Origin of the sequence: Brachybacterium subflavum (genome assembly GCF_009299795.1) — a bacterium.
Taxonomy (GTDB): domain Bacteria; phylum Actinomycetota; class Actinomycetes; order Actinomycetales; family Dermabacteraceae; genus Brachybacterium; species Brachybacterium subflavum.
In genome coordinates, this window is sequence record NZ_VIGP01000001.1 from 653,072 (window position 1) to 674,411 (window position 21,340).

Consider the following 21,340-nt stretch of genomic DNA (forward strand, 5'->3'; position numbering starts at 1 on the left):
AAGAGATTCCCCTGAACCCGCGAGAAGGAAGTCATGAAGGTCAAGCCGAGCGTGAAGCCGATCTGTGACAGCTGCAAGGTGATCCGTCGCCACAGCGTGGTCATGGTCATCTGCAAGAACCCGCGGCACAAGCAGCGTCAGGGCTGATCGGGTCCCCCGAGAATCCCTGGCCGCGCGAGCAGCCGCGCCCGCGCCGCGTCCCGAGATCCGCGTTCCTGCGGATCGACGAGGGAGGCGGGCGGGCTTCCCGGTGATCCGGGAGCCCCGGAGCATCCGGGGCACGGGGCCACGGCCCCGACACAACAGAAGAGCCGACACCGCCGACGGGGGAGACCCCGACGGACACCCGCAGACGGAGGCTGCGGCGCACCACGGGTGCGGGGTGTCGTCTCAGGCCTCCGAGACAGTAGGAGAACTGCACCATGGCACGTCTGGTTGGCGTTGACCTGCCGCGCGACAAGCGCGTCGAGGTCGCCCTGACGTACATCTTCGGCATCGGGCGCACCCGCGCCCTCGAGACCATCGCCGCCACCGGCGTGGACCCGAGCATCCGTGTGCGCGACCTCAGCGACGAGGACCTCGTCAAGCTGCGCGATCACATCGAGGCGAACTACCAGCACGAGGGCGATCTGCGCCGCGAGGTCGCCGCGGACATCCGCCGCAAGGTCGAGATCGGCAGCTACCAGGGCCTGCGCCACCGTCGTGGCCTGCCCGTGCACGGTCAGCGCACGAAGACCAACGCGCGCACCCGCAAGGGCCCCAAGCGCACCGTGGCCGGCAAGAAGAAGGCCCGCTGATCAGCGCCCCGCGCGCCCTGCAGCAACTCCGCGCCGCCCCTTCACGGCGCATCGATCACCTGAACTGAACCGAGGAGCTCCGCCTCATGGCTACGAAGACCCGCCAGGCGGCGGCGCGCAAGCCGCGCCGCAAGTCCAACAAGAACATCGTGAACGGCCAGGCTCACATCAAGAGCACGTTCAACAACACCATCGTCTCCATCACCGACCCCACCGGCGCCGTGATCTCCTGGGCCTCCGCGGGCCAGGTCGGCTTCAAGGGCTCGCGCAAGTCCACCCCCTACGCCGCGCAGATGGCCGCCGAGGCCGCCGCCCGCCGCGCGCAGGAGCACGGCCTGAAGAAGGTCGACGTCTTCGTGAAGGGCCCGGGCTCGGGCCGCGAGACCGCGATCCGCTCGCTCACCGCGACCGGCCTCGAGGTCGGCTCCATCCAGGACGTCACCCCCCAGGCCCACAACGGCACCCGCCCCCCGAAGCGTCGTCGCGTCTGATGCAGCCGCTGTTCCCGCGCACTCCCGCTGAGGGAGGACGCAGGGACGGCGACCCGTGGTCATCCACCCCTCATGAGCGTCATATGGCGGACGCTCGCAGAAAGGACACACCGTGCTCATTGCACAGCGCCCCACGCTGACCGAAGAGGTCGTGTCGGAGTACCGCTCCCGGTTCGTCATCGAGCCGCTCGAGCCCGGGTTCGGCTACACGCTCGGCAATTCGCTGCGCCGCACCCTCCTGTCCTCGATCCCCGGTGCCGCGGTCACCTCGATCCGCATCGACGGCGTGCTGCACGAGTTCAGCACCGTCCCCGGGGTCAAGGAGGACATCACCGAGGTCATCCTGAACATCAAGGGCCTGGTCGTCTCCTCGGAGAACGACGAGCCCGTCGTGATGTACCTGCGCAAGGAGGGTGAGGGCGACGTGACCGCCGCCGACATCACCCCGCCGGCCGGCGTCGAGATCCACAACCCGGATCTGCACATCGCGACCCTGTCCTCGAAGGGACGCCTGGAGATCGAGCTGGTCGTCGAGCGCGGCCGCGGCTACGTCTCCGCCGCGCAGAACAAGGGCGTGGACGCCGAGATCGGCCGCGTGCCGGTCGACTCGATCTACTCGCCCGTGCTCAAGGTGACCTACAAGGTCGAGGCGACCCGCGTCGAGCAGCGCACCGACTTCGACCGTCTCATCGTGGACGTCGAGACCAAGCCGGCCATCTCCCCGCGCGACGCGCTGGCGTCTGCCGGGAAGACCCTGGTCGAGCTGTTCGGCCTGGCCCACGAGCTGAACAACGAGGCCGAGGGCATCGAGATCGGCCCGTCGCCGACGGACCAGGCGCTCGCGCAGGACCTCGCCCTGCCGATCAGCGACCTGAACCTCACGGTCCGTTCGTACAACTGCCTCATGCGCGAGGGCGTGCACACCGTCGGTGAGCTCACCTCCCGCTCCGAGGCCGATCTGCTGGACATCCGCAACTTCGGGCAGAAGTCCATCGACGAGGTCAAGGCGAAGCTCGCCGACCTCGGTCTGTCGCTCAAGGACTCGCCGGCCGGTTTCGATCCGTCGGCCATCGCGACCTACGACGACGACTACGGCGACCAGTACTGACCTTCCGTCTTTCCATCTTCTAGGAGAACGACCATGCCTGCTCCCACCAAGGGTGCTCGCCTCGGTGGATCCCCCGCCCACGAGCGGATGATCCTCGCGAGCCTCGCGACCGAGCTGTTCCGTCACAAGTCCATCACCACCACCGAGACCAAGGCGAAGCGGCTGCGTCCGTACGCCGAGCGTCTGGTGACCTTCGCGAAGAAGGGCGACCTGGCCTCGCGCCGTCGCGTCATGCGCACCATCCGCGACCGCGGCGTCGTGCACGTGCTCTTCGAGGAGATCGCCCCGACCCTCGCTGAGCGTCCCGGCGGCTACACCCGCATCACCAAGGTCGGCCCCCGCAAGGGCGACAACGCCCCCATGGCCGTCATCGAGCTGGTCAGCGAGGCGTACTCGCCCAAGCAGGCCGTCGTGAAGGAGGCCGAGGGCGCCGCCAAGGGCGCTGCCAAGGCCGACGCCGCGAAGGCCGACGAGGCCGCGACCGAGGCGCCCGCCGCCGACGCCGCGACCGAGGCGCCCTACGGCGAGGACTCCTTCCGTGGCGAGAACCCGCCCGAGGGCTTCGACATCAAGGGCAACGAGGACTCGATGAAGTTCCACGCCCCGGAGTCGCCCTGGTACGGCCGCACCGTCGCCGAGGTCTGGTTCCGCACCGCCGAGGCCGCCGAGAAGGCCGGCTTCGTCAACGCGGTGAAGAACACCGACGAGGAGTCCGAGGAGGCCTGATCCAGGCCACCCGGAGTCCGCGTCGTCCGACGCACGAAGGGCCCGCCGAGCAGCTGCTCGGCGGGCCCTTCGTCATCCGGGGCAGGTCCGTGGCCGTCCCAGGCAAGGCGCCGCCTCGCCCTCGTCCGCTAGCGTGGGGAGCGTCCGAGCCGGATCCCTTCCCCCAGGAGACCTGCCATGACCCCGCGATCCACGACCCCGCACCACACCGTCCCCGAGTCCACGTCCCCCGAGTCCACGACGCAGGACATCGGCCGCCGCGGTCTGCTGCGCGCCGGCGCCCTCACCCTTCCCCTCGCGCTCGCCGGAGGTGGCGCCCTCGCCCTCGCTGCTCCCGTCCACGCCGATCCCTCCGTCACGGGCGGCGAGACCCGCACGCGCGACGTCCCCCTCGCGGACCTGCCCCGACGCGCGAGCGACCAGGGCGCCCGAGCTCGCGTGATCGAGGACGCCGCCGGAACGATGGTCGGCGCCAGCTGGAGCGGCACGGAGCCCGACGTCCTGCGGGTGCGCGGCCGCGCGAGCGGGGCGGAGTGGAGCTCCTGGTTCCCGCTCGAGATCGCCGAGGATCCCGAGGACGGGACGTCCCTCGGCGCCGCGGAGCCCGCCTGGCTGGGCGCGGCCGACGAGATCGAACTGGTCGCGGTCCGCGACGGCGAGGATGTCAGCGACGAGCTCACCGCCCATGTCCTCACCACCTCCCCGCGCGAGGAGGAGAAGGACGGCGCCGCCCCGTCGGCCCTTCAGCGCATGAGCACCCGGGCGGTCGCCACCGGCGATGCCGTGGAGCTCGGACCCGGCGCCCCCACGATCGTGCGCCGCAGCGCCTGGGGCGCCGACGAGTCGCTCGTGGGCTCGGTGAGCTCCGCGAGCGAGCTGCGGGCCGTCGTCGTCCACCACACCGCGGGCTCGAACTCGTACGCGAAGGCCGATGCGCCCCAGCTCCTGCGGGGCATCCTGAGCTACCACACGAAGACGCTGGGCTGGGCGGACATCGGCTACAACCTGCTCGTCGACAGGTACGGCACGATCTACGAGGGGCGCCACGGCGGGCTGCACAAGCACATCATCGGGGCGCACGCCTACGGCTTCAACACCTTCAGCTGCGGGGTCAGCGTGATGGGCACCTTCACCTCGAGCGCGCCGCCCAGCGCAGCGATCTCCGCGGTGCAGAAGGTCGCCGCCTGGAAGCTGCTCGGCGCCTTCCGCACGAACGCGAGCCAGCAGTTCGACTGGGTCTCCACCGTGACCGGCGGCGGCAGCCTGTACGACGAGGGCGAGACGGCGCACCTGCGGCGCATCTTCGGCCATCGGGACGTGAACGCGACCGAATGCCCGGGCAACGCGTTCTACCCGAAGCTGTCCGGGATCCGCAGCAACACGACCTCCGCGATCTCGAGCGCGTGGAGGCTGCACCTGGACGCCTTCGCGAGCCCGGGGGAGAAGACGCTGGGCACCGTCACCCAGGTCGTCCACGTCGAGGGGGCGTACTACGTCACGCGCCTGACCAAGGGCTTCGTCATCTCCAGCGCCTCCGGCGCGAAGGATGCCCGCGCGACCCGGTTCCGCACCTGGACCACGGCATGGGGTCTCCCGCTCGCCGCCTCACGGGTCGTGGACGGCCGCCGCATCCAGGACTTCTCGAACGGCCAGGCCGTGCGCGAGGACGGCGAGGAGACGTTCACGCGCTCCTGATACCCGGGCGCTCAGGCCCACGCGTACGAGGACTGGGTGCCCTGGCGGGTGACCGAGTCCGCCGCGTAGGCGGTGCCTGCCCGGATCGCCCCGGCGACGTCGCGCGTGCGCACCCACTGCGTCGCGAAGCAGCCGATGAACGCGTCGCCGGCGCCCGTCGTGTCCACGGCCCGCACCGCCGGGGCGCCGATGATCTCGCGACCGCGCTCGCGGATCCACAGGGCGCCGCGCGCACCGAGGGTGACGATGACGTTGCGGATGCCCGCGGCGAGCAGGCCCTCGGCGGCGCGCTGGATGTCCTCGAGCCCGTCGACCGGCATCCCGGTGAGCAGCTCGAGCTCCGACTCGTTGGGCACGAGGAACTCGACCCCGGTGATGCGGGAGAGGTCCAGGTCGGGGGAGGCGGGAGCGGGGTTCAGCAGCACGGGGATGTCGAGCTCGGCCCCCAGCGCCATCGCGGCCGCGACGGTCTCCAGCGGGATCTCCAGCTGGAGGACGATGAGCTCGCAGCGCGCGATCGCGTCCCGCGCGTCCTCGACGTCCTGCGGGGTGAGCAGGGCGTTCGCCCCCTTGATGATGAGGATCGAGTTGCGCGACTCGGGGTCCACGAAGATCGGGGCGACCCCGGAGGAGGCCCGTGTGCGCAGCACGTGCTCGGTGCCGATGCGGTTGTCCTCGAAGTTCTTCAGCGTGGTCTCGGCGAAGACGTCGTCGCCCACGCGCGTGACCATCACGACCTCGGACCCCAGCCGCGCCGCGGCCACCGCCTGGTTCGCGCCCTTGCCGCCGCAGCCCATGCGGAAGTCCGGCGCCTCGACCGTCTCGCCCTCGCCGGGCATCCGGTGGATGTAGGAGATGAGGTCGACCATGTTCGAGCCGACGACGGCGATCCGACCCGTCGGCCCCTCGGGAGCGCTCGTCGCGTGCGTCATCTCAGCGGTCCTCGAGGGTCGTCGTCCGCCGGCTGCGACGGCGCAGGATCAGGACGTACACCAGCACGGCGGCGAAGCAGAACAGGTCCGCGATGAAGCTGGAGCGCATCGTGCCCGCGGTGTCGGAGACGCGGGGATCACGGCGCCGGCGTCGGGAGTCCCGTCGCCCGGTGCCCTGCCGGCCGCCTCGTGCATCGCGCTCAGCCGAAGTGCTGCGGCAGCGTCCCCTCGCGCAGGGAGCGCAGCTCGGAGAGGGGGAGCGCCTCGAGGGAGGAGATCGAGAGCGCCTCGCCCCCCGTGGTGCCGATGACCAGCGCCGGCACGCCGTGCTCGCGCGCGAGCTCGAGCAGCTCGCTCTCGCGCGCCGCGTCGACGGCCACGAGGGCGCGGGCCTGGGACTCGGAGACGAGCGCCGTGAACAGGTCGATCCCATCGCGCGCGAGCACGTCCGCGAGATCGACCTGCGCGCCGACGCCGAACCGGGTGGTCGACTCCACGAGCGCCTGGACGAGGCCGCCCTCGGAGAGGTCGTGCGCGGCGGCCGCGAGACCGCTCGCGCCGGCGCCGATCAGGACCTCCGCGAGCTCCCGCTCGGCCTCGAGGTCGACCTGCGGGGGCAGCCCGCCCAGGTGGTCGTGGGCGACCTGTGCCCACGCCGAGCCGGAGAGCTCCTCGCGGGTGGCGCCCAGCAGCACGACGGACTGACCGGCCTCGTGCCAGCCCGAGGGGGTGCGTGCGGTGACGTCGTCCATCACCCCGAGCACGCCGACGACGGGCGTCGGGTGGATCGCGGAGTCGATGCGCCCCGCCTCACCGGTCGAGTTGTACAGGGAGACGTTGCCGCCGGTCACCGGGACGCCGAGCGTCTGGCAGGCTTCGGCGAGCCCGTGGATCGCCTCGACGAGCTGCCACATCGGGCCCGGGTCCTCGGGGGAGCCGAAGTTCAGGCAGTCCGTGACCGCGAGCGGCCGGGCGCCCACGGTCGCGACGTTGCGGTAGGCCTCGGCGAGGGCGAGGCGGGCGCCGGTGCGGGGGTCGAGCTTCGTGTAGCGGCCGTTCGCGTCAGTCGCGATCGCGACCCCGCGGTGCGTGGTCTCGTCCACGCGCAGCACGCCCGCGTCGTCGGGCATGGCGAGCGCCGTCTGCCCGCCCACGTAGCGGTCGTACTGGTCGGTCACCCAGTGGGAGGAGGAGAGGTTCGGGGAGGCGACGAGGGCGCGCACGGCGGCGCCGATCTCCCCGGCCGAGGCGGGGCGCGCCAGGTCCTCGGCGCGGTCGGCCTGCAGCGCGTCCTGCCAGTCGGGGCGCGCGAAGGGACGGTCGTAGGTCGGGCCGCCGTGGGCCACCGTCACCGGGTCGACGTCGACGATGCGGCGGCCGTGGTGGTCGATGGTGAGGCGGCCGTCGCCCGTGACCTCGCCGATCACCGCCGTCTCCACGTCCCATTTGGCGGTGATCGCGAGGAACGCCTCGAGGTTCTCGGGCGTCACCACCGCCATCATGCGCTCCTGCGACTCGCTCATGAGGATCTCGCCGGCGTTCAGCGTGGGGTCGCGCAGCAGCACGTTCTCGAGGTCCACGTGCATGCCGGAGCCGCCGTTGGAGGCGAGCTCGCTGGTCGCGCACGAGATGCCCGCCGCACCGAGGTCCTGGATGCCCTCGACCACTCCGCCGTGGAACAGCTCGAGGCAGCACTCGATGAGCACCTTCTCCATGAAGGGGTCGCCCACCTGCACGCTCGGGCGCTTCACGGGGCCGCCCTCCTCGAAGGTCTCCGAGGCGAGGATCGAGGCGCCGCCGATGCCGTCCCCGCCCGTGCGGGCGCCGAACAGCACCACCTTGTTGCCGGTGCCGGTGGCCGACGCCAGGTGGATGTCCTCGTGGCGCAGCACGCCGACGGCCAGCGCGTTCACCAGCGGGTTCGTCTGGTAGGCGGCGTCGAACACCGTCTCCCCGCCGATGTTCGGCAGGCCCAGGGAGTTGCCGTAGCCGCCCACGCCGGAGACCACGCCGTGGACCACGCGCGCGGTGTCCGGGTGGTCGATCGCGCCGAAGCGCAGCTGGTCCATGACTGCCACGGGCCGCGCGCCCATGGCGATGATGTCGCGCACGATGCCGCCCACGCCCGTGGCCGCGCCCTGGTGGGGCTCGACGTAGGAGGGGTGGTTGTGGGACTCGACCTTGAACGTCACCGCCCAGCCGTCGCCGATGTCGACGACACCCGCGTTCTCGCCCATGCCCACCAGCAGGTGCTCCGTCATGGCGGGCGTGATGTGGTCGCCGAAGGTCTTGAGGTGGATCTTCGATGACTTGTACGAGCAGTGCTCGGACCACATGACCGAGTACATGGCGAGCTCGGCGTTGGTGGGACGCCGCCCCAGGATCTCCCGGATGCGCGCGTACTCGTCGTCCTTCAGGCCGAGCGCCGCGAACGGCTGCTCCTGCGCGGGCGTCGCGATCGCGTCCTCGACGGTGTCGATGTCGGAGCGGGCGTCGGCCGCATCGAGCGGGTCGTGCGGGTCGTGGTGCTCGGAGAGGGGTGCTGGGGCGGTCATCGCTTCGTCTGCGTCCGTTCGTCGCGCACGGTGGAGGGAACCGGGCCAGTCTACGGGCGCGCGCGTGCGGCGGGCGCGCCCGCCCACCGCACGGGATCGGTCTCCTGCGCGGCCCGCCTCAGCGCCGGACGCTCTTGGGCGCCTGCTTGTCCCGGGCCTTCTTCTCGGCCTTCTCCTTCGCGCGCAGCGCCTTCTCGCTCACCGGCGCATCGGCCGATGCGCGCTGGGCGCGGAAGAAGGCCGCCGCCTCGTCCTGCCGCTCCTGCTCCGCGCCCAGCGCGATGGGGGCGCGCACGTGGCCGGGTCGCACGTCGAAGGCGTCGACGAGGTCCAGCACGTGCGGGCGCAGGCGCCACAGCAGGCGCTTGATGTCGGCGGAGACCTGCCGGCCGCGCTGGGCGGAGAGCTGGCCGTTGAGCAGGTACCAGGCCAGGTCGTCCTGCAGGAGGGAGAGGCCGAACAGGTCGCGCACGTCGGTGAGGACCTCTCGCGATCCCGCGTCCCCGACGGACTCGATGCCCGCGGTGAAGGCCCTCAAGCGCACGAGGTCCGCGTGGGCGCGCGCCGCCTCGAGCATCTCCACCTGGTGCTTGTTCACGAGGGCGGCGGCGTCGGCCGGATCCATCTTGGCGCCCGCGCGCAGGGCGAGCGCGACCTCCTCGACCTTCACGCGTGCCCGCTCGGCCAGCAGGTGCTCCTGGACGTCCGCCTGCCGCAGCGTCTCGGAGGACCGCCGTGCGTTGCCCGCGTCCGAGGCGGTCTGCACGAGGCGCCCCCAGGGGGTGTGGCGGTGGGCGAGGACGTCGGCCCGCTGCGCGATGAAGCGGCCGATCCCGGCGCGGTCGATGCTGCGCAGCTCGCTCGTGTAATCGGCGAGCAGGCGCTTGGCGACCAGCTGCAGCAGCACCGTGTTGTCGCCCTCGAAGGTCGCGTACACGTCGAGGTCCTGGTGGAGGCCCACCAACTGGTTCTCGGCCATGAAGCCCTGCCCGCCGCACGCCTCGCGGCATTCCTGGATGGTGTCCAGGGCGAGCCTCGTGGAGGTCGGCTTGAGGGCGGCCGCGAGGGTCTCCAGGTCCTCGCGACCCTCGGGGGTGTCCCCGCGGCCCGAGAAGACGTCGTCGAATGCCTGCAGCAGCTGCTCGTGGGCGAAGGCGCCCGCGTAGGTCGCGGCGAGCTTGGGCAGCAGTCGCGCGAGGTGGCTCTGGTAGTCCAGCAGCACCGTCTCCTGGGTGGGCCAGGCGGCCGTGAACTGACGGCGCTGGGAGGCGTAGGTCAGCGCGATCGTGAGCGCGAGCTGGCTCGCCCGGTTCGCCGAGCCGTCGAGGGAGACCCTGCCCTGCACGAGCGTGCCGAGCATCGTGAAGAAGCGCCGGCCGGGCGACTCGATGGGGGAGGAGTAGGCGCCGTCGGCCGCGACGTCCCCGTAGCGGTTCAGCAGGTTCGTGCGGGGCACGCGGACGTGGTCGAAGGCGAGGCGGCCGTTGTCGATGCCGTTGAGGCCGCCCTTCTCGCCGTCGTCCTCGCTGCGCACGCCGGGGAGCATCTCTCCCGCCTCGTCGCGCACGGGCACGTAGAAGCAGTGCACCCCGTGGTCGACGCCGCGCGTGATCAGGCGCGCGAACACGGTCGCGGCCCGCGCATTGACCGCCGCGTTGCCGAGGTAGTCCTTGGTGGCGGCGCGGAAGGGCGTGTGGATCACCCATTCCCCGTCGTCCCCGCCCTCGGGGTCGAAGGTCGCGGTGGTCCCCAGCGACTGCACGTCCGAGCCGTGGCCGATCTCCGTCATCGCGAACGCGCCGGGGATCTCCAGGCTCATGGCGGCCGGCACCCAGCGCCGCTGCTGGTCCTCGTCGCCGAGCTGGACGATCGCCGAGGTGAACAGGCCCCACTGCACGCCGGCCTTGATCTGCAGGGACGGGTCGGCGACGACGAGCTCCTCGAAGCCCGCGACGTTCGCGCCGTTGTCGTTGGGACCGCCCAGGTGCTCGGGGAGCATGGGCAGCGAGACCTGCTCCTCGGCGAGGGTCCGCAGCTGCCCGAACACGCGGTCACGGTGCTCGGCGACGCTCGCGTCCAGCGGCCGGTGCATCTCCGGGCGCGCCGCGCGGTCGCGGGCCTCGAGGCGGGTCTCCGCCCATTTCCCGAGCAGGGCACGGGTCACGGCGTCGACGTCGAGGCGCGGGTCGCCGTCGCGGGGGACCGGGATCGGCCCCGTCGGCGTGGTGGACGGCGTCGCCGCGCGGCCCGGCGTCGGGCCGGCGGTCGAGCCCGGTGCCTGGTCCTGGGTGGGGTCCGTGGGGTTCTGAGCGTGGTTCTGGGTCGAGGTGGTCATCGCATGCCCTTCATCAGCCATGTCACGAGGTGGTCGGAGAGGTCGTCGGCACTGGGACGGGAGTCGTCCTCGCCGCGCATCCAGCGGTCCACGGCGCGCTCGACGAAGCCGACGGCGCCGGCCGCCCAGATGCCGGGCGCGGGGTGGCCCGCGGGGAGCGCGGCGGCGGCGAGGCGCGTCGCGGAGTCCAGGAAGTGGTTCAGCCCGTCGCTGGGCCGGGTGACGAACGCGTAGACGTGCGGGGATCGCTGCGCGGTGTCGACGTAGGTGGAGATCATCGCCCGCAGATGGGCCTCGGGGGAGACGCCGCGCTCGCCCGCGCTCGCCGCGGTGCTCGCGAGCCCCCGCACCTCCTCGGTGAGGCGCTTCTGCATCGCGCTGAGGATGTGCAGGCCCAGTGCCCGCTGCAGATGGGCCTTGTCGGAGAAGTAGCGGTAGATGATGGACTTCGAGGTCCCGGAGGCCGAGGCGATCTCCTCCATGGTCACGTCGGGCCCGCGCTCGTGGATGAGGTGGCGGGCGACGTCGAGCAGGTCGGCGCGGCGCTGCTCGCGATGGCGCGCCCAGCGGGCCGTGCGCCCGTCGCCCTCCACCGGGGCCGGCGGAGGGACGGCCGACGGGGAGCCGACCGACGGGGAGGCGTCCGACGGGGAGACAGCCGACGGGGAGCCCGCGGCGGACGGGGCCGCCGGGGTCGTCGTGGCGGCGTCGGCCGCGTGCATCCTTGCGTTCACGAAACCAAAGGTATCAAGTACCGGCGGTTGCATGTAAAGTCTCCGTCGAGGCGCAGCGGGGCGGACCCTCGTCCGCTCCGCGACAGCGCCGCTCCGACTCGCAGACCCGAAGAGGTGTCCCGTGACCGACGCTCCCGCGTCCCCGACCGACTCCGCCCGCAGCGACGCCACGCGCTCCGATGCCGCCCGCTCCGACTCCGGCGCCGCCGGGTCCCCGCGCGACGCCGTGGTCCTCGGCGGCAACCGCCTGCCCTTCGCCCGCTCCGGCGGCGCCTACGCGGGGGTCTCCGAGCAGGACATGCTCACCGCCGCGCTCGACGGGCTCGTCGCCCGCTTCGGGCTCCAGGGCGCACAGCTCGGCGAGGTCGCCGGCGGCGCCGTGCTCAAGCTCGCCGGCGACCTCAACCTCACGCGCGAGTGCGTGCTGGGCACGCCCCTCGACGCGCGCACCCCCGCCGTCGACATGTCGAAGGCGTGCGCGACGGGCCTGGAGACGGTGATGCACGTGAGCAACCGGATCCGGCTCGGGCAGATCGACGTGGGCGTGGCCTGCGGGGTCGACTCCGCGTCCGACGCGCCCATCGAGGTCTCGGTGCGCCTGCGCCGCCTCCTGCACCGCCTCAGCCGCGCCCGCACGCCGATGCAGCGCGCGAAGACCCTGGCGGCGCTGCGCCCCGGCGATCTCGCGCCGCTGCCTCCGCGCAACGCCGAGCCGCGCACCGGCATGTCGATGGGCGAGCACCAGGCCATCACCACCTCGCAGTGGGGCATCACCCGCGAGGCGCAGGACGAGATCGCGCTCGCCAGCCATCGGAACCTCGCCGCCGCCTACCAGGCCGGCCTGCTCGACGACCTCGTCACGGGCTACCGCGGGCTGGGACGCGACGAGAACCTGCGCCCCGATTCCTCGATGGAGAAGCTCGCGAAGCTGAAGCCCGTCTTCGGCACCTCGAACCCCGCCGTGGCCGAGCCGACGATGACCGCCGGCAACTCCACGCCCCTGTCCGACGGCGCCTCGAGCGTGCTGGTATCCAGCCGCGAGTGGGCGGCCGCGCACGGTCACACGCCGCTCGCGCGGATCGTCGACACGCGCGCCGCCGCCGTCGACTACGTGCACGGCGACGAGGGCCTGCTCATGGCCCCCGCCTATGCCGTCCCCGCCCTGCTCGACGCGCACGGTCTGGGCCTCGACGACCTCGACCTGATCGAGATCCACGAGGCCTTCGCCTCGACGGTCCTGACCACCCTCGCCGCCTGGGAGTCCGAGGAGTTCGGGCGCGAGCGCCTGGGCCGCGACGGCGCCTACGGCACCGTGGACCGCAGCCGGCTGAACATCGCCGGATCCTCCCTCGCCGCCGGCCACCCCTTCGCCGCGACCGGCGGCCGCATCATCGCGACCCTCGCGAAGCTCCTGCACGCCCGCGCCCGCGAGAAGGGCGCCGTCCAGCGGGGCCTGGTTTCCGTGTGCGCCGCCGGCGGGCAGGGGACAGTGGTCCTGCTCGAGTCCGACGGCGAGTGACCCGCCCCGCACAGAGAGGAGAGCGTCGATGACCGACGCCTACACCCGATTCACCCGCTCCGCCCTGGGGCGACCGCTCGTCAAGCGGACGGGCCTGCCGAACCCGCCGCGCCTCCCGCGCCACGCCGACCGACCGCAGCCGGTCCTCGGCCCCGTCGTCGTCCTCGGCGCCTCGCCCGGGGCCGACGAGGTCGCGGCTCTGCTCCTGGACTGGGGCGCCGACGTGCGCCGACGCTTCGAGGAGACCGCGACCGTCGGCTCCGTGGTCGTGGTGCTCGACGACCCGGCGAAGCCCGCCGACCTCGGCACGACCGTGCTTCCCCTCGCGGGCGCCATGCGCTCCCTGCAGCCCGGCTCGCGGGTGGTGACGATCTCGCGCCCGCCGACGGGCGAGGACCTCGCCCGGGATGCCGCGCGCGGCGGCGTCGAGGGGTTCGTGCGCACGCTCGGCCACGAGATGCGCAAGGGCGGCACAGCGAACGGCATCCAGGTCGCCGACGGGGTGCCGCTGACGGCGCCCGGAGTGGTGAGCACCCTGCGCTTCCTGCTCTCGGCCCGCAGCGCCTTCGTCGACGGGCAGATCGTCGGCGTCGCCCGCCAGGACGGAGCCCTCCCCGAGGACTGGGAACGACCCCTCGCGGGACGCACCGCACTGGTCACCGGGGCCGCGCGCGGCATCGGCGCCGCCATCTCCCGCACCCTCGCCGGACTCGGCGCCGAGCTCGTGCTCCTGGACGTGCCCGCCTCCGGCAGCGAGCTGAGCGGTGTCGCGAACGAGCTGCGCGCGACCCCGCTGCAGCTCGACGTGACCTCGGCGCAGGCCGGCGACCGCGTCATCGCCTTCCTGCGCGAGCGCGGCATCGTGCTCGACGTGCTCGTGCTGAACGCGGGCATCACCCGCGACAAGATGTTCGCGAACATGACGGCGGACCGCTGGGACGCCGTGATCGCCGTGAACATCTCGAGCCAGATCGCCCTCGCCGAGGCGCTGCTGTCCAGCGACGAGCCCGTCGTCGGCCCCGATCTCCGGGTCGTCTCGCTGGCCTCGACGAGCGGCATCGCGGGAAACCGCGGACAGGCGAACTACGCGACCTCGAAGGCCGGCGTGATGGCCTTCGTCGACGCCCTCGCGCGCCGACTCGGCGAGCGCGGGACCGCGAACGCCGTCGCGCCCGGCTTCATCGAGACCGACATGACCGCGAAGATCCCGCCGCTGCAGCGCGAGATCGCCCGGCGCGCGAACTCTCTGCAGCAGGGCGGCCTCCCGCTCGACGTCGCCGAGACCATCGGCTTCCTCGCCTCGCCCGGCGCGGGCGGCGTGCGCGGCCAGACCGTGCGCGTGTGCGGCCAGAACCTGGTGGGCCGATGAGCCGGGAGAGCACCGGGAGCGCGGGGAGCGTCGAGAGCACGGGGACCACGGGGAGCGCCGCGCGGAAGGGGAACGGCACCCTGCAGCAGGGGGAGAGGATCCGGGATCTCGCCGACGTCCCCTCGTTCCCCGCCGTCTACGCGGCGGCGCTGAGCCGCCGGCCCGGCGCCCGGCGCTCGCGCGAGCTGCCCGAGGTCGCCCACCGCGTGCGCCGCGTGCGGATCGACCCGGCGCGAGCCGCGGCCTTCGACCACCTGATGGGCGGAGCCGCGACGGACCTCGTCCACCCGGGCGTGCTGCACGTGCTCGCCTTCCCCGTGAGCCTCTCGCTGATGGCCCGCTCGGACTTCCCCGTGGGCCTGCTCGGGCTCGTGCACACCGAGAACCGCCTGCTGCAGCATCGGCCGGTGCGGGTCGGAGAGCTCGTGGACGTCGAATGCCGCACCCGCGATCTGCGGCCCCACCGCAGGGGCCGCACCTTCGAGGCGGTGACGACCTTCCTCTCCGCGGACGGCGAGATCGTCGCGACAGACGTCTCGACGTACCTGGCCAAGGGCGCGGGCACGGGCTCGGGGCCCGGCGACGGGTCGGGATCGGGGAGCCGGTCGGGCTCCGGCGAGGGGGCCTCCGGCCGTTCGCGCCGCGATTTCGTCCCGCCGGCCCCGACGGGCCGCTGGCGCCTGGACGCGGGGACGGGCCGACGCTACGCAGAGGTCTCGGGCGACGCGAACCCGATCCACATGTCCGCGCTCTCGGCGCGCGCCTTCGGGTTTCCCCGGGCGATCGCCCACGGGATGTTCACGGCCTCGCGCGCCTTCACCGAGTCGCGTCCCGACCTCACCCGGCCCCTGCAGTGGGACGTGCGCTTCGAGGCGCCCGTGACGCTGCCCGGCACCGTGCTCGTGCGCTACGAGGACGACGAGGACGGCACTACCCGCTGCGTGGGCTGGAAGTCGGCGCGCAGCGGGAAGCCCGCTCGTCGGCACTTCACCCTCGCGGTGAGCCCGGCCGATCGCGGGTGAGTGCCTGAGCACCTCCGGACAGCGGGGGAGCGGTGGGAGTGGACCCCGGTCCACTGAGGCGACAGACTGACCGGATGGATTCCGCCGCCCCTTCACCCGCCCCCGCACCCGTGCCCGCTCCTGGGGTCGGGACCGACCTCGCCGATCAGACCGATCGCGTCATCCTCGAGAGCGCCCGCGCGGAGCTGGGGCCGCTGGGCGTCGGCGACCTGGTGATCCTGGACGACGCGACCGGCGCACTGACCTCCGCCGCCCTGGTGGAGGTCGCGAGCGGCGCCTGCCGGGTCCTCGTGCACGAGGCCTCCGCCCAGCGGGCGCTCGCGCTCGCCGAGGCGCATGCGGAAGCGCGCAGGGAGGGACGGCTCGTGATCGCGGGGCTCGATGGGGCCCCCGAGGACATCGGCGGGCTGTTCGAGGGGAGCGCCCCGCAGGTCGCCCTGGCGCGACTGCCCAAGGCGCTCGCCGCCCTCGACCACCGTGCGCACGCGCTCGCCCGCGCCGGCGTTCCCGCCCTCGTCGCGGGTGGGCGCGTCAAGCACATGACGCGCACCCAGAACGACGTCCTGGCCGGGGCGTTCGACGAGGTCCACGCGACGCGCGGCATCGGCAAGTCCCGGGCGCTGGTCGCTCGCGCTCCGCGCGCCGAGGTGCAGTCTGCGTCCGTCCACGAGGGCGGGGCCGACGTCCTCATCCGCGGCGAGCAGGTCCGGGTCCCGCTGCGCGGCATCGGCGGGGTGTTCGGGGGAGCGTCGGCCGACGCGGGCAGCATGCTGCTGCTCGACGCCCTCGATCGCGCGGTGCTCGCGGGCGAGGCCGCCGGGGCGGCGGACGCGGAGGACGCGGGAGACGCGCCGAGAACGCAGCGCACGGCAGACGCGCCGGGCGCTGCCGGCGGCGGCGCTCCCGCCGCTGTGGATCTGGGCTGCGGCAACGGGCTGCTGACCGCCTACCTGCGGCGTGCGTTCCCCGAGGCGCGAGTGCTCGCGACCGACGACGACCTCGACGCCGTCGCCTCCACGCGCGCGACAATCGAGGCAGATGCGGATGCGGATGCGGGTGCGGCCGCCGATGAAGGTGCAGGCGAAGCGGCAGGTGCCGGCGTGCGCGTGCTCTGGGAGTCCTCGCTCGCGGGCCAGGCGGCGGACAGCGCGGACCTCGTGCTGCTGAACCCGCCGTTCCACGACGGCACCGCCGTGGACGCGACGCTCGTGCACGGCCTGCTCGATGCTGTGGCCCGCGTGCTGCGCCCCGGCGGCGCGCTGTGGTTCGTCCACAACTCCCATCTGCGCTACCGCAGCGAGGTCGAGCATCGCGTCGGCCCCGTCCGCCAGCGCGCTCGGGACCGGCGCTTCACCGTGCTGCAGGCCACCCGCGGTTGATCCGCGCGCGCGGGGGAGCTGGCGCGCCTGATCCGTGCGCGGGGAGGATCCGCGCAGTTCAGGCGCCGAAGCGCGCCCGGAGCACCGCCAGCAGGTGCGCGACGAAGCAGTCCGCGTCGACCTCGGTCATCACGTCGACGTTCGGCTCCCTGCCCCAGCGGCCCAGCCAGTCGCCGACGGTCTGGCCCCGGGTCAGCGTGCCCTCGAGCTCGACGTCGACGGCGAGCGGAGCCGTCCCCGCGAGCTCCGGCACAAGGGCGTGCGCCGCGACCAGCGGGTCGTGCACGTGCGCCATCCAGCCGAAGCCGTCGGCCTCGTGGAACTCGAAGTACCAGCGCAGCGCCTCGGCGAGGGCCGTGATCACCGGATGATCGGAGATCCCCCGCAGGGCGTCGAGGGTCGACTGCGTGAAGCGCACCGACTCGGTCGCGTCGAGCGGCGCGAGCACCGGTCTCCGGGGCGCCGAGGAGAAGGCCGCGAGAACCCGCTGGGCGGCCTCGGGGTCCACGGCGATGTTCCACTCGGTGGTGGGCAGGGTGTTGCCGCGGTGAGTGATCGCGCCGCCCATGATGTGCAGGCGCGAGAGCAGGCGCGGCAGCTCGGGCTCGATCTCGAGGGCGAGCGCGAGGTTCGTGTGCGGGCCGAGGACCAGGCCGACGAGCTCTCCGGGATGCGCGCGGGCCGTGTCGACCCAGAGCTGCGCACCGCTGCGGGCATCGGCCGCGCGGGTCGTCGCGGGCAGCTGTGCGTGGCCCATGCCGGTGGGGCCGTGGGTGTCCTCGGCCGTCATCCGCTCCTGCGCGAGCGGGGCGTCGGCCCCGCGGGCCACCGGGGCATCGAGCTCGAGCATGTCGGCGAGGGCGAGATTGTTGCCGAGCACGTGCTCCGTGGTCACGTTCCCCGCTGTCGACACGATGCCGGCGAGCTCGACCTCCGGCCTGCTGGCCAGGTACGTCAGGGCGATGGCGTCGTCGATGCCGGTGTCGCAGTCGAGCAGGAGCGGGATGCGCGGGGAGGTCACCGGGTCATCGTACGGGCCGCGCTCCGGGGCCCCCGGAGGGGAGCGGTGACGGCGTGCGCACGAAGAGATCTTGAGAAAGTACTTGACGAATTGGAAAGTACTTGATGTGATGACTTCATCGGAGGTCGCGAGGCCCCGAGCGATGACGCCGCGGCCCCGACCAAGGGCCCGGGAGGACCGAGACGAGAGGAACCCACCATGAGCACCACGGACGACAGGACGCCCGATCCCGTCCCGGGCGACGCACCGGGCGCAGTCGATGACCACCAGGCCCGTCGCCTCCTCGCCGAGGCCGAGGGGCGCTCCCGCACCCTCCCGGCCGCTGTCCCGGCGGCCTTCATCACCTTCGGCATGCTGTGCGTGATCGGTGCCTTCGCCGTGATCGGCCTGCACCTGGCGGCGCTCGTGCCCGAGTCGACCGACTTCTCCCCGCGCCTGCTCGTGCTCGTGCTCTCCCTGGTCTGGGTGGGAGTCGCGATGATCCCGCTGTGGATCTTCCGCGATCGCTGGCGCCGCGGACTGGGGCGTCGCTGGGTCGCGCTGATGGCGATCTGGGGCGTGCTCTGGATCGCCGGGATGATCCTCGCGACCACGACGCTCGCCCTCGTCATCACCCCGCTGTTCTTCGTCCTGTTCGTCGTCGCCGTCACCGGTGAGGCGGCGGCGTCGAAGGCGAGGCGCCGTCAGGGAGCCGGGCGCGGGGAGGTGCAGGCACGATGAGCGCGACCGCGAAGGATCACCCCCGCTTCCACCTCGAGTCCGAGCTCGCGCACCCGGTCCGGTTCTCGATCGTCGCGGCTCTCGCCCCTGTCGAGTCGATCGCCTTCGGCGAACTGCGAGACGAGCTGCAGGTCAGCGACTCCGTGCTCTCCAAACAGATCACCGAGCTCGAGGGGGCAGGATTCGTGAAGGCCGCGAAGGGGTTCGTGGGCAAGCGCCCGCGCACCACCCTCTCGCTCACCAAGGACGGGGTGCGCCGGTGGCGCGCTCACCTGGCGAATCTGCGGGCGATCGCGGGGCCGCCCGGGCAGTGACGCGGGGCCCGCGCCGACCGGGGCCCGGTCCCGGTCCGGATCCCGGTACCCGTGCCGGGCCGATCGACCGCCGCCGGCGCCTCCTCCGGTAGGGTGCTGGGCAGCATGCTCGCAGCACGTCCGAACCGGAGGATCGATCGGTGAACCGACCTGTCCCGAAGCGCGTCGCAGCGCACCTCGACCGGCCCGTGCACGTGTCCGGACCGATCCGGGCGCTCTCGCGGATGGTGGGGAACTTCGCGACGTTCTCCGGGCGCGCGAGCCGCTCGGAGTTCTGGTGGGTCCAGCTCGCGGTGCTCCTGCTGTTCGTCATCCCCGTGCTTCTGTGCATCATCGGGGGAGCGGTCGGCAGCGCGTGGGTCGAGCAGAAGGCGAAGGAGACGGAGGCGGGAGGAGAGCCCGCGTTCATGGGCCCCACTTTCGGGGACAGCCCGGGCATGGCGCTGGTGGTCATCGGCGTGATGCTGATGGTGATGCTAGTGATCGTCCTGATCGTGCCGAGCCTGTCCCTGCAGTGCCGGCGTCTGCACGACGCCGGTTTCTCGGGCCTCTTCCTGCTGCTGAACCTGATCCCGTACCTCGGCCCGCTCGTCCTTCTCGTCTTCGCGTTCCTGCCGAGCGCACCGGAGGGTGCACGGTACGACGTCCCGCAGCGACGAGCGGCGACGCAGGTCGCTGCGGGATCCTAGAGCGCGGTCGCGCAGGTCAGGCGACCAGCGACCCCAGCACCGAGGTGAAGAAGCGGCGGCCGTCGGTCCCGGTGCGGGTGCCGCGGCCGGGCTCGTCGGGGCCGAAGCCGGGCTCGACCGCGTGCTCGGGGTGCGGCATGAGGCCGACGACGTTCCCGCGCTCGTTGCGGACGCCGGCGATGTCGTGCCGGGAGCCGTTGGGGTTCTCCTCGAATCCCTCGGGCCCGTGCGTGGCGCCGGCGACGTAGCGGAAGACCACGCGGCCCTCCTCCTCGAGCTGGGCGAGGGTGCGCTCGTCGGCCACGTACTGGCCGTCCTGGTTCTTCAGCGGGATGCGGATGACCTCGCCCTCGGCGAACTCCGAGGTCCACGCGCTCGCCGTGCTCTCCACGCGCAGCGGCTGGTCGCGGCAGATGAAGGCGCGGTGGGCGTTCTTGATCATCGAGCCGGGCAGCAGGTGCGTCTCGCAGAGGATCTGGAAGCCGTTGCAGATGCCGAGGACGGGCATTCCGCCGTTCGCGGCGTCGACCACGCGGTCCATGACCGGGGCGAAGCGGCTGATGGCGCCCGCGCGCAGGTAGTCGCCGTAGGAGAAGCCCCCGGGCAGGACCACGGCGTCGACGTCCCGCAGGGAGTCCTCGCCGTGCCAGAGGGCGACGGGCTCGCCGCCCACCTGCTTGATCGCGCGCAGCGCGTCGCGGTCGTCCAGAGTGCCCGGGAAGGTGACGACGCCGATGTGCATCAGGCCTGCTCCTCGACGGTCTCGACGGCGACGACGTCCTCGATGACAGGGTTCGACAGCAGCGTCTCGGCGGCCTCGCGGACCCGCGCGAGCGCGGCCTCGTCGGCCGGGCCCTCGAGCTCGAGCTCGAAGCGCTTGCCCTGTCGCACGGAGGCGATCCCCTCGAAGCCCAGCCGGGGGAGCGCGGCGGCGACCGCCTTGCCCTGGGGGTCCAGGATCTCGGGCTTCGGCATGACGTGGACCACGACGCGTGGCATGGGTTCTCCTGTCGGGGTGGCGGGCTCCGGCGGACCAGCGAGGGCGCGCACGTGCGCGCCCGCGCGGCGGTGTGCGAGTCTTCATCCTAGAGGCGCACGGACCGCGGATGCGCACGGTGTCCGCGGGGCGTCTGCCAGAACGTCGAAGGAGCGCACGATGAAGATCCGTCACCTGGGACATTCCTGCCTCGCGGTCGAGGCCGCGGGTCGGCGGCTGCTCGTGGACCCCGGGTCGTTCAGTGACCCGGACACGGTGCTCGCCGCGGGGCCCTACGACGCGGTCGCCATCACCCACCAGCACGCCGACCATGTCGCGCCCGCGCTGCTCGCCCGCGTGCTCGAGGCCTCGCCCGAGGTGCGCGTGCTGGCGGAGCCGCAGACCGCGGCGGGGCTGCGCGGGGAGCGGGAGCTGCCGGGAGGCGCGTTCGAGGGCGAGCTCGGTGCCGATCAGCTGGTCGAGCTGCCCGCGGGAGCAGCGGAGCGGGTCGGCGAGATCGAGGTGGGGGCCGTCGGCGGCGAGCATGCGATCATCCACCCGGACATCCCCCGGGTCGGCAACTCGGGCCTCGTCATCTCCGCGCCGGGCGAGCCGCGGCTCGGCGTGACCGGTGACTCCCTCGAGGTGGTGCCGGAGTTCTCGGGCATCGACGTGCTCGCCTTCGCCGTGGTCGCCCCCTGGTCGAAGATGCAGGAGACCATCGATTTCCTGCGTGCGGTCCGTCCGGTGCTCGCGCTGCCGGTGCACGACAGCGTCGTCAGCACGCAGGGTCGGACGATCTTCATCGCCCAGTCCACCAACCTCGCACCCGAGGGCACCGAGGTCCGCGACTGGCCGGAGGGCGAGCGGGTCGTGGAGGTCGCCGCCGCCGGGTGACAGGGCCCCGGGGCGGGCCCTGGGAGCGCGGCGGGCGCGGGCACTGTTCCCCAGTCGGCGT

The 21,340-nt window shown here is 72.8% G+C and carries 21 protein-coding genes; 14 read left to right on the forward strand and 7 right to left on the reverse strand.

Features of this window, described 5'->3' with window-relative positions:
* Positions 1-33 precede the first annotated feature (33 nt).
* The 6 genes from rpmJ (at position 34) to FHG10_RS02890 (ending at position 4,817) form a co-directional block, all read left to right on the forward strand.
* Positions 34-147, forward strand: coding sequence for a 50S ribosomal protein L36 (rpmJ, locus tag FHG10_RS02865; protein WP_087105259.1), 114 nt, complete (start codon positions 34-36; stop codon positions 145-147).
* A 275-nt stretch (positions 148-422) separates the two neighbouring features.
* A complete protein-coding gene (gene rpsM / locus FHG10_RS02870; protein ID WP_152351800.1) occupies positions 423-797 on the forward strand; it encodes a 30S ribosomal protein S13 in 375 nt (124 codons plus the stop codon).
* 86 nt (positions 798-883) lie between these two features.
* A complete protein-coding gene (gene rpsK / locus FHG10_RS02875; protein ID WP_109274700.1) occupies positions 884-1,288 on the forward strand; it encodes a 30S ribosomal protein S11 in 405 nt (134 codons plus the stop codon).
* Positions 1,289-1,400: 112 nt separating this feature from the next.
* Positions 1,401-2,396 carry a DNA-directed RNA polymerase subunit alpha gene (locus FHG10_RS02880; RefSeq protein WP_152351801.1) on the forward strand — a complete coding sequence of 332 codons (996 nt, stop codon included), beginning with the start codon at positions 1,401-1,403 and terminating at the stop codon, positions 2,394-2,396.
* Positions 2,397-2,429: 33 nt separating this feature from the next.
* Positions 2,430-3,122, forward strand: a complete 693-nt coding sequence (rplQ, locus tag FHG10_RS02885; protein ID WP_152351802.1) for a 50S ribosomal protein L17, sunset domain variant — start codon at positions 2,430-2,432, stop codon at positions 3,120-3,122.
* A 177-nt stretch (positions 3,123-3,299) separates the two neighbouring features.
* On the forward strand, positions 3,300-4,817 hold the full coding sequence (locus FHG10_RS02890) for a peptidoglycan recognition protein family protein (protein WP_152351803.1): 1,518 nt from the start codon (positions 3,300-3,302) through the stop codon (positions 4,815-4,817).
* An 11-nt stretch (positions 4,818-4,828) separates the two neighbouring features.
* Here the strand turns inward: FHG10_RS02890 and rbsK are convergent, their stop codons facing one another.
* The 4 genes from rbsK to FHG10_RS02910 form a co-directional block, all read right to left on the reverse strand.
* Positions 4,829-5,749, reverse strand: coding sequence for a ribokinase (gene rbsK / locus FHG10_RS02895; protein WP_152351804.1), 921 nt, complete (start codon positions 5,747-5,749; stop codon positions 4,829-4,831).
* Positions 5,750-5,949: 200 nt separating this feature from the next.
* Complete coding sequence (purL, locus tag FHG10_RS02900) at positions 5,950-8,304, reverse strand: phosphoribosylformylglycinamidine synthase subunit PurL (protein WP_152351805.1); 2,355 nt, start codon at positions 8,302-8,304, stop codon at positions 5,950-5,952.
* Positions 8,305-8,422: 118 nt separating this feature from the next.
* The gene (locus FHG10_RS02905; protein ID WP_152351806.1) at positions 8,423-10,639 is read right to left on the reverse strand and encodes an acyl-CoA dehydrogenase family protein; all 2,217 of its coding nucleotides are present in this window, start codon (positions 10,637-10,639) and stop codon (positions 8,423-8,425) included.
* Positions 10,636-11,373 carry a TetR/AcrR family transcriptional regulator gene (locus FHG10_RS02910; RefSeq protein ID WP_227487993.1) on the reverse strand — a complete coding sequence of 246 codons (738 nt, stop codon included), beginning with the start codon at positions 11,371-11,373 and terminating at the stop codon, positions 10,636-10,638. The genes FHG10_RS02905 and FHG10_RS02910 overlap by 4 nt, the downstream gene beginning before the upstream one ends.
* Before the next feature lie 121 nt (positions 11,374-11,494).
* Between FHG10_RS02910 and FHG10_RS02915 the strand changes: the two genes are divergently transcribed.
* From FHG10_RS02915 to FHG10_RS02930, 4 genes are all read left to right on the forward strand, one after another.
* Positions 11,495-12,892, forward strand: a complete 1,398-nt coding sequence (locus tag FHG10_RS02915; RefSeq protein WP_152351807.1) for an acetyl-CoA C-acetyltransferase — start codon at positions 11,495-11,497, stop codon at positions 12,890-12,892.
* Between the two features lie 28 nt (positions 12,893-12,920).
* A complete protein-coding gene (locus tag FHG10_RS02920) occupies positions 12,921-14,261 on the forward strand; it encodes a 3-oxoacyl-ACP reductase (RefSeq protein ID WP_152351808.1) in 1,341 nt (446 codons plus the stop codon).
* Positions 14,258-15,283, forward strand: a complete 1,026-nt coding sequence (locus FHG10_RS02925) for a MaoC/PaaZ C-terminal domain-containing protein (RefSeq protein ID WP_152351809.1) — start codon at positions 14,258-14,260, stop codon at positions 15,281-15,283. Before FHG10_RS02920 ends, FHG10_RS02925 begins: the two co-directional genes overlap by 4 nt.
* A 74-nt stretch (positions 15,284-15,357) precedes the next feature.
* Entirely contained in the window at positions 15,358-16,662 is a 1,305-nt protein-coding gene (locus tag FHG10_RS02930; RefSeq protein WP_152351810.1) for a class I SAM-dependent methyltransferase, read from the forward strand.
* Positions 16,663-16,720: 58 nt separating this feature from the next.
* On the opposite strand, the gene FHG10_RS02935 is transcribed toward FHG10_RS02930, so the two are convergent.
* On the reverse strand, positions 16,721-17,683 hold the full coding sequence (locus FHG10_RS02935) for a nucleoside hydrolase (RefSeq protein WP_227487994.1): 963 nt from the start codon (positions 17,681-17,683) through the stop codon (positions 16,721-16,723).
* A gap of 198 nt (positions 17,684-17,881) precedes the next feature.
* On the opposite strand from FHG10_RS02935, the gene FHG10_RS02940 reads away from it, so the two are divergent.
* The 3 genes from FHG10_RS02940 (at position 17,882) to FHG10_RS02950 (ending at position 19,406) form a co-directional block, all read left to right on the forward strand.
* Entirely contained in the window at positions 17,882-18,403 is a 522-nt protein-coding gene (locus FHG10_RS02940) for a hypothetical protein (protein WP_193636188.1), read from the forward strand.
* On the forward strand, positions 18,400-18,717 hold the full coding sequence (locus FHG10_RS02945; RefSeq protein WP_152351812.1) for a winged helix-turn-helix domain-containing protein: 318 nt from the start codon (positions 18,400-18,402) through the stop codon (positions 18,715-18,717). The genes FHG10_RS02940 and FHG10_RS02945 overlap by 4 nt, the downstream gene beginning before the upstream one ends.
* 140 nt (positions 18,718-18,857) lie before the next feature.
* Positions 18,858-19,406, forward strand: a complete 549-nt coding sequence (locus FHG10_RS02950) for a DUF805 domain-containing protein (RefSeq protein ID WP_152351813.1) — start codon at positions 18,858-18,860, stop codon at positions 19,404-19,406.
* A 16-nt stretch (positions 19,407-19,422) separates the two neighbouring features.
* Here the strand turns inward: FHG10_RS02950 and purQ are convergent, their stop codons facing one another.
* Both purQ and purS read right to left on the reverse strand, forming a co-directional pair.
* Positions 19,423-20,148 carry a phosphoribosylformylglycinamidine synthase subunit PurQ gene (gene purQ / locus FHG10_RS02955; protein ID WP_152351814.1) on the reverse strand — a complete coding sequence of 242 codons (726 nt, stop codon included), beginning with the start codon at positions 20,146-20,148 and terminating at the stop codon, positions 19,423-19,425.
* Positions 20,148-20,405 (reverse strand): phosphoribosylformylglycinamidine synthase subunit PurS, encoded by a 258-nt coding sequence (gene purS / locus FHG10_RS02960; protein WP_152351815.1) that lies wholly within the window; start codon positions 20,403-20,405, stop codon positions 20,148-20,150. Before purS ends, purQ begins: the two co-directional genes overlap by 1 nt.
* A 157-nt stretch (positions 20,406-20,562) precedes the next feature.
* Here purS and FHG10_RS02965 point away from each other — a divergent pair, with 157 nt between their 5' ends.
* A complete protein-coding gene (locus FHG10_RS02965; RefSeq protein ID WP_152351816.1) occupies positions 20,563-21,279 on the forward strand; it encodes an MBL fold metallo-hydrolase in 717 nt (238 codons plus the stop codon).
* Positions 21,280-21,340: the final 61 nt, after the last annotated feature.

Coding starts and splice junctions, on each gene's coding strand:
- rpsM (WP_152351800.1), top strand. CDS start 423: ATGGCACGTCTGGTTGGCGTTGACCTGCCGCGCGACAAGCGCGTCGAG.
- purL (WP_152351805.1), bottom strand. CDS start 8,304: ATGACCGCCCCAGCACCCCTCTCCGAGCACCACGACCCGCACGACCCG.
- purS (WP_152351815.1), bottom strand. CDS start 20,405: ATGCCACGCGTCGTGGTCCACGTCATGCCGAAGCCCGAGATCCTGGAC.
- rpmJ (WP_087105259.1), top strand. CDS start 34: ATGAAGGTCAAGCCGAGCGTGAAGCCGATCTGTGACAGCTGCAAGGTG.
- purQ (WP_152351814.1), bottom strand. CDS start 20,148: ATGCACATCGGCGTCGTCACCTTCCCGGGCACTCTGGACGACCGCGAC.
- FHG10_RS02920 (WP_152351808.1), top strand. CDS start 12,921: ATGACCGACGCCTACACCCGATTCACCCGCTCCGCCCTGGGGCGACCG.
- rpsK (WP_109274700.1), top strand. CDS start 884: ATGGCTACGAAGACCCGCCAGGCGGCGGCGCGCAAGCCGCGCCGCAAG.
- rplQ (WP_152351802.1), top strand. CDS start 2,430: ATGCCTGCTCCCACCAAGGGTGCTCGCCTCGGTGGATCCCCCGCCCAC.
- FHG10_RS02930 (WP_152351810.1), top strand. CDS start 15,358: ATGGATTCCGCCGCCCCTTCACCCGCCCCCGCACCCGTGCCCGCTCCT.
- FHG10_RS02905 (WP_152351806.1), bottom strand. CDS start 10,639: ATGACCACCTCGACCCAGAACCACGCTCAGAACCCCACGGACCCCACC.
- FHG10_RS02890 (WP_152351803.1), top strand. CDS start 3,300: ATGACCCCGCGATCCACGACCCCGCACCACACCGTCCCCGAGTCCACG.
- FHG10_RS02925 (WP_152351809.1), top strand. CDS start 14,258: ATGAGCCGGGAGAGCACCGGGAGCGCGGGGAGCGTCGAGAGCACGGGG.
- rbsK (WP_152351804.1), bottom strand. CDS start 5,749: ATGACGCACGCGACGAGCGCTCCCGAGGGGCCGACGGGTCGGATCGCC.
- FHG10_RS02940 (WP_193636188.1), top strand. CDS start 17,882: ATGAGCACCACGGACGACAGGACGCCCGATCCCGTCCCGGGCGACGCA.
- FHG10_RS02965 (WP_152351816.1), top strand. CDS start 20,563: ATGAAGATCCGTCACCTGGGACATTCCTGCCTCGCGGTCGAGGCCGCG.
- FHG10_RS02945 (WP_152351812.1), top strand. CDS start 18,400: ATGAGCGCGACCGCGAAGGATCACCCCCGCTTCCACCTCGAGTCCGAG.